The sequence below is a fragment of the Siphonobacter sp. BAB-5405 genome (assembly GCF_002872335.1).
Lineage (GTDB): Bacteria > Bacteroidota > Bacteroidia > Cytophagales > Spirosomataceae > Siphonobacter.
On record NZ_NJAG01000007.1, the window covers coordinates 292,446 to 305,854 of the forward strand.

Genomic DNA, 13,409 nt, shown 5'->3' on the forward strand with positions numbered 1-13,409 from the left:
TGCTTATCCGTACCTTTTTTTGTTAAGACAAATACATAATAACGGCCTGGTTTTGTTCGGCAGCTTTCGCGTAAAATTCTTTTAAATGTTGAAAAGCATTCAATACATAGTCGGCTTCAATTTCCTCCCAATAGCCCGGATAAATATCTAAGGCATTCATTTCTTCCGCATTGAAACGACTTCTTAAGACATCATCCGTCAGCAGGTTTAGAATTCCCAGTGATTCCTTTACATCCGCCGCGGTTAAAAACCGGGGTGAAACCATGGCATACTCTAAAGGCACATCTAGGCTATGTTTCCCACAGATATGAACGGTTAGCGGGTTCGAGAATGCTTCGCTTAAGGGTTTACCCGTTAATAAGTAAATAATTCCTTCCCAAGCCTTATCAACATCCGTTCGGGATTCTTCGGGCAAGTGTTCGTTAGGCTCATCCAGATCACTTTTCAGCAAGTTTTCTTCGCCCAATTTTTCATTAATCTGATACTGCCTCAATCGATGCTCACTGACGCGGAGAAACCAAAGTCCTAAACTCATACAAGTGTTTTATAAAATGATAATTAATTGGTGCGTATTTATAACGGAAGTCCCATCATCCGGGGACGTTCGCTTATCAAAATATACAGTGCTTTTCCTTTTACGTAAGCGTTAGAAAAAGGCCCAGTCATCCGACTATCCATGTAAACCATCCGATCATCGGATACCAGAAAAAGAGCACCTTTGGGTACAACCTGAGTAGCCTGATTAAAGGACGAATCCAAGGAAGCCAACACAGCCAGCCAGGGTTTTCGGGAAGCCATTACGTCAGAAATCAAGGGATACAGGATAGGTTATTCACTCGCACAAAAATAGTGGCTTCCTTTCCACGAAAGCCCGATTACGGAAGTCAATTTTTAGCAATACGGGATAACGTATAGGCCTTGTTTCTCATCAAATGAACGTTACCTCTGCCTTTTGTTTTCCATAAATGGTTTGGGAAATACCGCTTTCCTTAGCAATTTCGTTGGTTGTTTTACTGAGCTATCAACTAAACTATGAAACTTAAACAGTTGCCGCTAATGTTAACACTAACGGCTGGACCCCTGCTTGTGCAGGCTCAGGGTCCGAATGTTATTGTTAAGTCCGTACCTATGGAAGAGAACCCTCTGTTACAGGCATTTAATACGCCTTTTGAAACGCCTCCCTACGATAAAATCAAAGTAGAACATTTCCTCCCCGCCCTGAAAGAAGGGATGGCTCAGGGTCGGAAAGAAATCGATATTATTGTTCACAACGCCTCCAAACCCACCTTCCAGAATACGATTGTGGCTCTGGAAAATGCGGGCCAGCAACTCAGTCGGGTCACCCCCGTTCTGTTTCACCTGAACAGTGCCGAAACTTCGCCTGAATTACAGAAAGTAGTTCGTGAAACTTCTCCTCTACTGACCGAGTATGGCAATGATATCTCCCTGAACGAGAAGCTGTTTGCCCGCGTAAAGGCCGTTTGGGATGAACGCGACAAGCTGAAACTCAACAAAGAAGATCAGATGTTGCTGGAAAAAACCTACAAAGGTTTTGCCCGCAACGGAGCCAATCTGTCGGAAGCCGACAAGAACAAACTCCGGGCCATCAACAAGGATTTGTCGCAACTGTCGATTGAATTCAACGAACACAATCTGGCCGAAACGAATGAGTACAGCCTGGTAGTAACCGACGAAAAACAACTGTCGGGACTTCCTGATTTCGTTAAGGAAGCCGCGAAAGCCACGGCCAGGAAAATGAATAAGGAAGGCTGGGTATTCACGCTCCAGGCTCCGAGTTACGGTCCCTTCATGCAGTACGCCGATAATCGGGAACTGCGGAAGGAGCTTTGGCTGGCGTACAATAAACGCGGCTTCAAGGGTGATAAAAACGATAATCAGGAAATCATCCAGAAAATCGTGAAGCTGCGGTACGAAAAAGCCAAATTGCTGGGGTATAAAACCTGGGCGGACTACGTACTCGAAGAACGCATGGCGGAGAATCCGACGAAGGTACTCGAATTCGAGAAAAACCTATTGAGCTACGCCAAACCCGCCGCCGAGCGTGAAATCAAGGAACTGACGGACTTTGCCAAATCACAGGGCTATACCGAACCCGTGATGCAACGCTGGGATGCGGGTTACTACGCCGAAAAGCTCAAGAAGGAGAAATACGCCATCAACGACGAGTTACTGAAACCTTATTTCAAACTCGAAAACGTACTGGATGGTCTCTTTAAGCTGACCAACAAACTGTACGGTCTGACGTTTAAGGAACGCAAGGATATTCCGACCTGGAATGAAGAGGTAAAGACCTACGAAATTCTGGACGATAAGGGTAAACTGCTGGCGATCTGGTACGGTGATTACTTCCCCCGCCCCGGCAAACGGGCCGGTGCCTGGAACTCCGGTACGCGTTCCCAGCATTTCGAGAACGGTAAAGACATTCGTCCGCACGTACTGAACGTTTGTAACTTTACGCGTCCAACCGAAACGATGCCTTCATTGCTGACCTTCCGGGAAGTAGAAACCCTCTTCCACGAGTTCGGTCACGCCCTGCACGCCATGAGTTCACACGTAAAGTACGACGCCTTGAGCGGTACGAGCGTATCCTGGGATTTCGTGGAGTTGCCCAGTCAGTTCATGGAAAACTTCTGTCTGGAACCCGAAGTACTCAAGCTGTTTGCCAAGCATTATCAAACGGGCGAAGTGATTCCGCAGGAGTACATCGAAAAACTGAAAGCTTCGTCTAACTTCATGGCGGGCGTAGGTACGGCTCGTCAGATTAACCTGGGTCTGACGGATATGGCCTGGCACGGACAGGCTCCCACGGGTGAAAGCGTAGCTCAGGTGGAAGCCAAAGTAGCGGCCCAAACGGAAGTGTATCCGATTGTGGAAGGTACGGCGATGAGCCCGGCTTTTGCTCACATTTTCGCGGGTGGTTACTCGGCGGGTTATTACTCGTACATGTGGAGTGAAGTACTTGACGCCGATGCGTTTGATTTGTTCAAGCAAAAAGGCATCTTCAATAAGCAGGTAGCCAATTCATTCCGTGACAACATTCTGTCGAAAGGTGGTACGGAAAAACCCATGGAACTATACAAAAAATTCCGGGGCCGCGAACCGCAACCGGATGCGATGTTACGTCGCTCAGGTTTGATTGTTCAGTAAGCTTAATTACTTTATTTAAAAGCCGGTTTTCTGTAAAAAGAAAATCGGCTTTTTTTATACTTGTTCTTACACAATTCTCTACTTCATGGATGTTTTAATTTTTTAATGTATTGTGAATTTTAAAATAAACTTGCGAACGTTTCAAAGCAAATTGCATATTGCAACTTTAATCACTATAAACCCCTCCTAACATGTCCTTTTTACGTTCTGCTGTTGCGATTTTATGTATTTCAACGTTTGCATTTGTTAGTTGTTCAAAAGATGAAGACGATGCTTCAAATCCTATTAAAAGGTCTGATTTAGTTAACAAAACTTGGGTAGGCAATGGCGTTGATGTCAAAGTAGATAACAAAACGCATTCATTGGAAGGTGATTCTGAAATTTCTACAATTACTATGCTGTTTAAAGATAACGGCGAATATGCCGGTATGGAAGATGGCGAAGAATTATCTGGTAAATGGAGTCTTACAGACAATGTTTTAAAACTTAGTATCGATGGCCACGAAGAAAGCGTTAACATAACCAGCCTTGATGGAAAAAGTTTAAAACTAATGGTAGGTGAAAAATTGGATATTTCCAAAAATCCAGTAGAATATATGAATCTTGAGAATGAAGATTTTGTCGCTTACTTGTTGGGCTTTACAGTATTAGCAGAAAAAAAGGTTGACATCACTAAAGTTACCAACAAACAGATGGACGTTATTCTAGTGATGAAAGCTAAGTAATTTAAGCTTTCACTATTTCTCAAACGGCTCGCCTACCCGCGAGCCGTTTCTTTTTATACCCTCCGATCATTTTGTTCTCACCTACTTTTCATAGGTTTGGTACATGGAGGAACTGCAATCGCTCATACAATCCGTATCGGATGCGTCGTACGCTGAAAAGCTGGGAGCTTTTCTGGACAAACACTACGGAGATACCCAAACCCGTACCTATCACAACTGGGAACACATCCATCAGATGATGGCCTTATTCCGGACCCATCAGCCTCAGCTGCACGATCCCGAGGCGGTATTGCTCACGATCTATTTCCACGATGTGATCTATCAGCCGCTGTATACTAACAACGAACTGCAAAGTGCCGAACGGGCTCAGGAATGGCTGTCCAAAACGGACCTCCCCACGGAATCCATCCGCAAAGTATACGAGTACATTCTTTCCACGAAAACGCACGCCAACCACACTGAAGATCAGGATCTGGACTATCTGCTGGATTTTGATTTGTCCATTCTGGGTAGTGAGCCCGATCGTTATCGCCTGTATGCACAACAGATTCGACAAGAGTTTCACGAAGTTCCGGAGCTGATGTACCGCGAAGGTCGGAAACGCATTCTGGGCGTCTTTCTGGCCATGCCTTCCATTTTTAAAACGGAAGCTTTTCAGCATCAGTACGAACAACAGGCCCGCACCAATATTGAAGAAGAAATCAAGCATTTGAGCGAGGCGGCAATCTGAACCTTTCGCGGAAGGGTTTGTTGCTTTTACAGAAACCTTTCTTCTGATTTTTGAACATGGCAGATCATCAACTATACGACGTAGTCATCATTGGCGGCGGTCCGATTGGACTGGCCTGCGGACTGGAAGCTCAGAAAAAGGGGCTTCGATACGTGATTCTGGAAAAAGGCTGTCTGGTCAATTCCATTTATAATTACCCTGCCAACATGACGTTTTTCTCCACCAGCGACCGGCTGGAAGTGGGTGGCGTTCCTTTTGTATCCAACAACGCCAAACCGACACGATCGGAGGCTTTGGAGTATTACCGCCGCGTGGCGATGTCATATCAATTGAATATCCGGCTTTTTGAAAAAGTAGAAGCCATTGAAGACCATACACAAAGCATCGACGCGATTGAACATCGTCAGTATCTGGTGCGAACCAGCAAGGCCGCTTACCTCACGGCTAACGTGGTGATTGCCATTGGCTTTTACGATACGCCCAACCTCATGTACATTCCGGGCGAAGATTTACCGAAAGTAACGCACTACTACCAGGAACCGCACTTCTACGCGGGCATGAACGTACTGGTCGTTGGAGCCAATAATTCGTCCGTGGATGCGGCTTTGGAAACGTATCGCAAAGGAGCGAATGTGACGATGGTGATTCGGGCGGGTGAAATTGGTCGTCGGGTGAAATACTGGGTGAAACCGGACATTGAAAACCGAATTGCTGAGGGGTCCGTTAAAGCCTATTTCCACTCCAATCTGACGGAGATTCGGGAAACGGAAGTGGACATTCAGACGCCCGATGGTCTGGTCACCATTCCTAATGATTTTGTGGTAGCGGCAACGGGTTACCAGCCTAATTTCGATTTTCTGACGGGCTCCGGCATCGTACTTTCCGACGACGAAAAGCGGTATCCTTCCTACGATCCTGAGAACCAGGAAAGCAATAAACCCGGCGTTTATCTGGCGGGCGTTGTGTGCGGCGGCATGGATACACACGTCTGGTTCATCGAAAACTCCCGTATCCACGCGGAGAAGATTATCGAGAAAATCAGTGCGGAGCGGCTGGCTGTAAGTGCATGAAATAAGGAGTGAATGACAGAATGAGCGAATGGAGAGGAGACGTCATTGATTCCGCAGATAATGGACTCTTTTATGGCTCGGATCCGTATTTCAACACTCATTCTATCATTGCTTCTCCTAGCCCCGGATTGAAATCCGAGGCTGGTATATGGGTCAGTCCTACGGACTTTTTTCGTAGAGGTTTGGTAACCTTCCTTAGATTTGAAGATGGGGGTTAGGACTGAGGAGCTCGCCTCAACAACGACCAACGATCACTATTAACCATCAACTACCAACGATCCATGTCCGTCCTTTCCAAGCTGATTGATCATGCCCTGCTGCACCCTACCCTGACGGATGCCGAACTGGAAGCCGGTTGTCGGCTGGCGGTTCAATACGACGTGGCCACGGTTTGCATTAAGCCTTATGCCGTTTCCAGTGCAGCCCAATGGTTAGCGGGTAGCCGTGTAGGCGTCTGTACGGTAATTGGTTTTCCGCACGGCAGTAATGCCATGGCGATAAAAGTAGCCGAAACCATCCAGGCTTGTCGGGACGGTGCTACGGAAATTGATATGGTGGTGAATATCGGAAAAGTACTGAGTGAAGACTGGACCTACGTTCGGCAGGAAATTCAGGCCGTTCAGGAGGCCTGTCAGCAACAGGAAGCCCTTTTAAAGGTCATTTTTGAAAATGATTTTCTTCCAGCCGATGCCTATAAAATCAAACTCTGCGAAATCTGTACGGAAATCGGCGTAGCCTTTGTTAAAACTTCTACCGGTTTCGGATACGTCAAACAACCCGATGGTTCGTTCCAGTCACAGGGAGCCACGCTGGCAGACTTACAACTTATGCTTGATCACATCGGCCCGAACGTCGCCGTTAAAGCTTCGGGGGGTATCCGCACGCTGGAGCAGGTACGCCATTTACAGGCCATGGGCGTGCAACGCATCGGCACCAGCTCGACGAGTTCAATTTTGAATGAAGGAATGATGGAATGAATGAGTAAGTGTAAATCTCGACTACTCTTTTTATTGCTCACTCAGTCCATCAACTTACAACGATAAACCAACAACTAACGAATGCTCGACCTCGGCTTTGTATCGGCTATTTTGCCGGATTATAACCTCGAAAACGTCTTAAAATTTGCCTCCCAGCACGAGTTCAAATGTGTGGAAATCATGTGCTGGCCAAAGGAAAATTCCGAAGCCCGCCGATACGCGGGCGTCACCCACATTGATGTAGACGATCTGAACGACCAAACCATCGCTACGATCCGCAACCGTACCAAGGAATACGGCGTTTCGATCTCCGGTCTGGGCTACTACCCCAACCCACTCGATCCTGATCCGGAAAAAGCGGAGTTCTACCGGGAACATATCAAGAAAATCATTCGGGCGGCAGCTCAGTTGCGTATTCCCGTAGTAAACACGTTCATTGGGCGAAACCCGAAGCTGACGATCACGGAAAACCTGAAGCTCTTTGCCGAACACTGGCCCGCGATTGTGAAAGTGGCCGAAGAACACAACGTCAAGATTGGTATCGAAAACTGTCCGATGTGGTATACCGACGACGAGTGGCCCGGCGGCAAAAACCTGGCGACGACACCAGCCATCTGGGATCGGATGTTTGAGATTATTCCATCCCCTATTCTGGGACTGAACTACGATCCAAGCCATTTGATCTGGCAGATGATGGACGAGATTCGTCCCATTTACGATTACAAAGACCGCCTGCACCACATTCACCTCAAGGATGTGAAAGTATATCGTGAAAAACTCAATCGGGTGGGTATTATGGCCAATCCTTCCGAGTACCATTCGCCGAAATTACCCGGCCTGGGCGACGTAAACTGGCGGGGCTTTTTCGCGGCTCTCACCGACGTTCGGTACCGTGGTCCGGTGGTGATTGAGGTGGAAGATAAAGCCTACGAAGGCAGTTTGAAAGATGTACAAACGGCTATTCTGACTTCCCGAAATTACGTACGGCAGTTTCTGGGTTAGTGAATGGCCACAAAGGCACGAAGTTTCACTACGAATGATTCTATTTTACTACGTTTTAGCAAGCTGTCTTTTACCTTAATTTCTTAGTGAACCTTCGTGCCTTACGTGCCTTCGTGGCTAAACGCCCGATTGCAACGCCAGATATTCCGCCACCAACGCCAGCGAATGTGCCGGACATTCCCAGTTGATATGGCTCAGTTTCCAGGAGGCCAGCCAGCGGGTTTGAGGATAATAATTCAGTAGCGGGGCAATGGAAAAATAATGGTTCCGGCTTTTCTGAATCAGCGTTTTCAGGGACCAATCGGCGGGAATAAGTGCCGGTACCGTTTCGCCCAGTCGCAGCAATGTCGTCGCCAGCATGATCTGGTCCATGAACGTACGGCATTGATACGCTTTCATATCCTGAATCAGGCGTTCCCGGCAATCTGGCAGTACGGGCACCTCTGCCAGCAGTCGGCCTACGTGATACATAATCAGCGGCGTAGTGGCATAGTATGCCGACAGTTCCAGCGGATTTTTCAGGTACTCCCCCGAGCGGATGCTGTAGTCAATAAACACCAGTACATCCTCATCAAACGCATCGAGTGGTAAGTGTTGGCGAAAGACCCAGAGCAGTACGTTCGAAAGCGTGCTGGTATCGAAGTCAATCGGCATGTTTTCGCCAAACCAGGTCGAGTAGATTTTTTTCTTCCGAAAGGCCTGCGGTCCCGTTTCGGCCCAACCCTTGACCGTATTCGCGTGAGCCCGTAACTTGGCCTTCAGCCATTGGTTTTCTTCCGGCGTTCGGGGCGTAATCAGGTAAATCATGACCGTATCATCTACATCGTCGGGCAACTTAAAGTGCCGCGTCCGGTGCATAAGTCTACCGTTTGGGAAGTGGCGGGACGGTTGGGTTTGGTAGAAATTATACGTCGCCAGCCCATCTTTGTTTTGGTAGAGCGGGTACGTAGCAGCGGCTTGGGTCGTTATGGTATCGACGCATTGCTGACTTTCGGGTGAAAGCCGGGTACGGATTTCCTGAAGTGTAAAAACCGTAATGGCCGTAAAGAAGATATTGGAATCTTCACGGCGGTATCCGAGTTCTGTTTTGAGTCGCTGACTCGGAAAAAGTCCGGCGGGGTAATACGCGTCGCCTTGGGATTGAAGCGACAAAAGGTGTTTTAGTATAGCATCAAGCAAAGCCCTCATACGGTACAAAGAAACGGGTTACCGCTCACATGTACCCGGCTCTGCTGAAATTCATCCCAAAATCTCCGGATGAGTGATCCGGGAATTTACCGCTGATCCCATCCGGTTTCGTTCCATCCGGGGCTCGTACCATTTTTGTAGAATATTCCGGAACATCTTAACCTGCTACGCTAGCGTTAAACTCGTACTTAACATTATATCTATGACACCCACCAAAAAAGGAACCTTTGTTCGTAAAGCGAAAGACATCACAATTGGCGGTACTCTAACGCTCGCTCTGCTCACCGGAGCGATCACTTTACAAAGCTGCGGAAATAATTCAGAGGAACGGCAGTACGAAACCCGCGAGGAAACCACTTTCGGTAAGGGCGTACGTACCTACATCACCGAAACCAGTCCGGGCGAATTTAAAATTACAGATGAAGTATCCGTAGCTGCCGATAGTGCTCAGGCCATTGTTCGGTACTACGACGGCCACCGCGATACGCTGACGGCTCAGGCTGCCAAGGCACTCATTGACAAGGAAGTCATTAACAATCAGCAGTATCACGCCGGACATAGCGGCTTGGGTAGTGCTCTGCTTTGGGGGGGTATGGGCTATTTCCTGGCCAATTCGCTCAACAACCGACGGTATCAGCAATTCCAGACGCAGTACGGCGATCAGCAACGTTCCCGGTTTTACACGAATCCGGCGGTCTTCAGCCGTTCAAACAACGTGCGTCAGGAAGTACAAAGCTCCCGCCGGACCCAAACGGTACGCACATCCCGTCCATCGGGTGGCCGTAGCGGATTCTTTGGCGGTAGCCGCAGCCGTAGTTATGGTGGCTAAGCGTACGTATCTATTGAATACTTGTTGAAGAATATCCCCTCAATCGAATGAAAATTAAAACCTTACCTACGGCTCCAGAAGCCCCGCTTCGTCAAATTGGCTGGGACTGGATGCTGGGTTCCGATACACTGCCTTACCTGACTCATGAGTTGGTAAGTATTAACCAGACCGAGGCTCAGGCGTATTATGACGCGGCCAATGATTTGTACGAACTATTCGTAGAAGCCGGACAAGCCGTGATTGATCAGGAACGTTTTGCGGAACTGGGCATTCCCAAAAACCTGATTGAACTGATCAAACTCTCCTGGAACGACGACCGCCATTTACACCTGTACGGTCGCTTCGATCTGGCGGGAGGCATTGACAGTAAGCCCATTAAACTGATTGAATTCAATGCCGATACGGCTACCTGCATCCCCGAGACGGGCATTGTGCAGTGGGCCCACCTGAAGGCCAACGGCCTCGACGAAGCCGCTCAGTTTAATACCTTGTACGAATCGCTGGTGGAGAACTTTGAAATTCTACGGAATCTCAACTCTGACCTGACACCTACCCTACTGGTGTCGGCCATGCGGGATACACCCGAAGACGACGCCAACGTACAGGTGATTGGCGAAGCGGCCAAAGAGGCCGGTTTTGATGTAGAGTATGCCTACGTGGATGAAGTGGAATTTTCGCCAAGTGAAGGCCTCTTTCGCCAAAATCCGCAAAATGGCACATTTGAACGCTTTGATTTCTGGTTCAAGCTCGTTCCCTGGGAGTACATTGCCTGGGAAGAACCGGATCTGGCGGATATTCTGACGCAGGTGGTTAAAAACCGGAAAACGGTAATTATCAACCCCGCATATACTCTGCTATTCCAGTCCAAGGCTATTTTGAAAGTTCTCTGGGAATTGAACCCCAATCATCCGCTTCTGCTGCAAACGCAGGCCCAACCCTTAGCGGGCAAGGCTTCGGTTCGGAAAGTACTCTTTGGTCGGGAGGGGGCCAATGTGGAAATCCTTGATCCGCAGGGAAAAGCTACCGACCAGGCCGAGGGTGAATACGGAGAGCAGGATTCCGTCTATCAGGAATACGTAGAATTTCCGGTGGATTCACAGGGTAATCGCTATCAGGCGGGGGTTTTCTTCGCGGGAGAAGGTTGTGGGTTGGGTTTTCGTCGGGGCGGGAAAATTCTGGATAACTCCGCTCAGTTCTCGGGCCATCTGGTGGAGTAATTCGTTTTCTGTTGTCCGTTTGCTGTTTTCAGTTTTTGCCACAAGGCATTACGTTTCACAAAGACATTCCTGCCACACGCTTGCACCAATTTAAAACCGTCATGGAATGATTGCTGCAGCAATGGTTCAGCGTCTCCGACGCGAAATATCACAAAATCACTTTTTTTAAGACCACAATACGAAACCCCAGCATTATTCGGAATAAGCTTCCTAAATAACGCCGGGGTTTCCTTACGCCATCCCACTGAAAACAGTAAACTAAACTACTCGTGGTGACTCATTTTGCTGTCTTTTTTGCAGCAGGCGGGCAGTTTTTCGTAACCTTTCGCGTCGGCGGGTACGGTGTCGGCGTCGTAACCCGTTTTCGTGATCGTTTCCTTAATCTGCTCTTCGTTCGTTTTCTTGGGGTCGTACGTTACCGTTACGACTTTATCTTTTAAATCCAAATTGGATTCTTTAACTCCTTTCGAAAAGGCCAGATTCTTTTCAATCCGGGCTTTACACATGCCACAAATAGCTGAAGTTTTGATTTTTACGGTTTTGGGTTCGTCCTTCGCCCAAACCAGTCCGCTCAGCAAGAGGCAGCAGGTGAATACGAGTGATTTTAACATAAGCGTTGTGTTGATTAAGTGATAAACAAAGAGGGTTTTCAAATCATTCCGTCATTTTTCCTTTTGTTATTTCATTCGTAAAAATGACGGCATCCCGACTGGTTTGAAGCCAGTCGGGATACACTATTAAGCGGCAACCATGCCTTCGCATACTTCCGCACAGTGGCGGCAGGCTTCGGCACAGCGTGCACAGACTTCGTCGCCGTGCTGGGCGTGCTTTTCGCATTCGGCTGCACAGGCTTTACATACTTCTGCACAGAGTTTACACAGATTCATGGCAAACTGAGAATCCCGGGCACACAACCGGGCACAGGTCGTACAAATTTCGGCACAGTCCCGGCATAACTGAATACACTGGGTACGGTCCATGTGATGATCCATCTTCGTTACACAATTCGTAACGCAGGCTTCGCAGGTTTTCACGCAGGCCAGACAGGCCTCGATACAAGCTTCCCTATTCATAAGCAATCAAGGTTTGGTTGGTATACGGTTTGAAATGTAAGCGTTGAAGGAGGTTTGATCCTTTTTACATCTTCAGGCGGGTTGGCGTGAGTCGCACATACACTTGACCCGATACGGGCGTACTTCCGTATAAGTTGTTCAACGCCTGATCTTTCAAGAAAACCGTACCCTGCACCCCAGCGACCAGCCACAACTTACCAACCTGAGCCACCTGATGATTGTACCCCAGACTCAGGGCATGAATATTATACAGGGCATTGCCGGGTATCACTAACTCTTCAGCCGATTTCTGTACCCATTCGTACCGACCGTACAAGGCCCAGGTGGCGTGCTGCCAGTTGGATTCCAGTAATACTGAATGTTCCTGATGATGGTCGCCCGCGTCGTTGTAACCCCAGGAAGCCGTGGTACCCAGCCAGCTCGTTTTGCCCAGGGTTTTCAGGTGCTGTACGGACGCAGTCGTTCGATTCACATTTTCGCTGGGATGAAGTGATTCCGGGGAATGAATGTAAGCTCTCGAAGCCTGTAGAGACCAGTCCATGGAAGGATTCCAGGAAACCCGGTAGCTGTACGAATCAAAGCGGGGACGATCGAAATTGTACCGATTTTCGCCGGGTTCGCGGCCCGTAAAGCTCGATCCTTCCAGTTTCACCTGCCCTACCCGTACGCCCAGCGTTGCTACTCCGTACGTAATGTGCGTCGCATCTTGCCAGTGGTGACTCAGGGTAGCGTCCGGATTATTCCAGGCCGAAAAACGGTGCATGAAGGCGACGGGCCCTAATGCCGGTTCGCCCGGATAACCGACGTAGGCCGACACATCTACCTTCTTACTCAATCGTTGCGTATAGCCGATGGTCAGTCCGGAAATCAGATCGTGCGGGTGTTGCCGATCAATCAAGGGTCGATTATTCCAGCTTTCCCCCGTCTGAAATAAGAGTGGATACCCATTCCCGCCTTCCGTCAAGGGATCGAGCGAAACCATCAGCGTAGCCGCAAAAAGTCCGTTTTTACCCACCTGCCGCTGAGCCATCCCCATCACCCAGTTCGGTGCCGAGATTCGGTTATCCTGCCCTCTCTTTCCGGAATTCGTGAAATTCTGGGCGGTATACCGCAGGAAAACACTTCCGTGAACCATGTACATCCACTTCGACCGATGGGCCATCCAGGCGTACAAAGGTGTCGCATCGGGTTGCCAGCCCGTACCCGAACCATTCCGGTTCATGGGCAGGCTCAGCGAGTACAAATGCGTCATGGTATGCTCGTGCATACGTCCATGAGCCGTGGAATCATGGTGAACCATCGGCTTTTGCGTACTGTCGGCGTGCATGTGGTGCTGCTCATGTTGAGCCCAGACCGAGCTTGATACGGTCAGCAATCCAATAATGAGGTAACTTTTCATGGCTTTGTAGGGAAAAACTGGGTTCGTTTTC

General features: G+C 48.6%; 14 protein-coding genes. 8 read left to right on the forward strand and 6 right to left on the reverse strand.

What is annotated here, in order from left to right:
- Positions 1-22: 22 nt before the first annotated feature.
- Together BWI97_RS07730 and BWI97_RS07735 are read right to left on the reverse strand one after the other, a co-directional pair.
- A complete protein-coding gene (locus BWI97_RS07730) occupies positions 23-535 on the reverse strand; it encodes a YfbM family protein (protein WP_094808169.1) in 513 nt (170 codons plus the stop codon).
- Between the two features lie 38 nt (positions 536-573).
- Entirely contained in the window at positions 574-813 is a 240-nt protein-coding gene (locus BWI97_RS07735) for a S26 family signal peptidase (protein WP_146010892.1), read from the reverse strand.
- Positions 814-1,032: 219 nt separating this feature from the next.
- Here BWI97_RS07735 and BWI97_RS07740 point away from each other — a divergent pair, with 219 nt between their 5' ends.
- The 6 genes from BWI97_RS07740 to BWI97_RS07765 all read left to right on the forward strand — a co-directional run bounded on the left by BWI97_RS07740 (position 1,033) and on the right by BWI97_RS07765 (position 7,672).
- Complete coding sequence (locus tag BWI97_RS07740) at positions 1,033-3,168, forward strand: M3 family metallopeptidase (protein ID WP_094808167.1); 2,136 nt, start codon at positions 1,033-1,035, stop codon at positions 3,166-3,168.
- Between the two features lie 191 nt (positions 3,169-3,359).
- Complete coding sequence (locus BWI97_RS07745; protein ID WP_094808166.1) at positions 3,360-3,893, forward strand: hypothetical protein; 534 nt, start codon at positions 3,360-3,362, stop codon at positions 3,891-3,893.
- Between the two features lie 103 nt (positions 3,894-3,996).
- A complete protein-coding gene (locus tag BWI97_RS07750) occupies positions 3,997-4,623 on the forward strand; it encodes a metal-dependent hydrolase (RefSeq protein ID WP_102200601.1) in 627 nt (208 codons plus the stop codon).
- Positions 4,624-4,679: 56 nt separating this feature from the next.
- Positions 4,680-5,693: a YpdA family putative bacillithiol disulfide reductase gene (locus BWI97_RS07755; RefSeq protein WP_102200602.1), complete on the forward strand. Its 1,014-nt coding sequence runs from the start codon at positions 4,680-4,682 to the stop codon at positions 5,691-5,693.
- 281 nt (positions 5,694-5,974) lie between these two features.
- Positions 5,975-6,670: a deoxyribose-phosphate aldolase gene (gene deoC / locus BWI97_RS07760; protein ID WP_102200603.1), complete on the forward strand. Its 696-nt coding sequence runs from the start codon at positions 5,975-5,977 to the stop codon at positions 6,668-6,670.
- 81 nt (positions 6,671-6,751) lie between these two features.
- Positions 6,752-7,672 (forward strand): sugar phosphate isomerase/epimerase, encoded by a 921-nt coding sequence (locus BWI97_RS07765; protein WP_094808163.1) that lies wholly within the window; start codon positions 6,752-6,754, stop codon positions 7,670-7,672.
- Positions 7,673-7,789: 117 nt separating this feature from the next.
- Here the strand turns inward: BWI97_RS07765 and BWI97_RS07770 are convergent, their stop codons facing one another.
- Positions 7,790-8,860: a hypothetical protein gene (locus BWI97_RS07770; protein WP_233207776.1), complete on the reverse strand. Its 1,071-nt coding sequence runs from the start codon at positions 8,858-8,860 to the stop codon at positions 7,790-7,792.
- A gap of 202 nt (positions 8,861-9,062) precedes the next feature.
- On the opposite strand from BWI97_RS07770, the gene BWI97_RS07775 reads away from it, so the two are divergent.
- The gene (locus BWI97_RS07775) at positions 9,063-9,689 is read left to right on the forward strand and encodes a hypothetical protein (protein ID WP_102200605.1); all 627 of its coding nucleotides are present in this window, start codon (positions 9,063-9,065) and stop codon (positions 9,687-9,689) included.
- A gap of 47 nt (positions 9,690-9,736) precedes the next feature.
- Positions 9,737-10,906 (forward strand): glutathionylspermidine synthase family protein, encoded by a 1,170-nt coding sequence (locus BWI97_RS07780; RefSeq protein WP_102200606.1) that lies wholly within the window; start codon positions 9,737-9,739, stop codon positions 10,904-10,906.
- A gap of 263 nt (positions 10,907-11,169) precedes the next feature.
- On the opposite strand, the gene BWI97_RS07785 is transcribed toward BWI97_RS07780, so the two are convergent.
- The 3 genes from BWI97_RS07785 to BWI97_RS07795 form a co-directional block, all read right to left on the reverse strand.
- Positions 11,170-11,517, reverse strand: a complete 348-nt coding sequence (locus tag BWI97_RS07785; RefSeq protein WP_094808159.1) for a heavy-metal-associated domain-containing protein — start codon at positions 11,515-11,517, stop codon at positions 11,170-11,172.
- A gap of 126 nt (positions 11,518-11,643) precedes the next feature.
- The gene (locus BWI97_RS07790; protein ID WP_102200607.1) at positions 11,644-11,979 is read right to left on the reverse strand and encodes a four-helix bundle copper-binding protein; all 336 of its coding nucleotides are present in this window, start codon (positions 11,977-11,979) and stop codon (positions 11,644-11,646) included.
- A 64-nt stretch (positions 11,980-12,043) separates the two neighbouring features.
- A complete protein-coding gene (locus BWI97_RS07795) occupies positions 12,044-13,378 on the reverse strand; it encodes a hypothetical protein (protein ID WP_102200608.1) in 1,335 nt (444 codons plus the stop codon).
- Between the last annotated feature and the right edge of the window lie 31 nt (positions 13,379-13,409).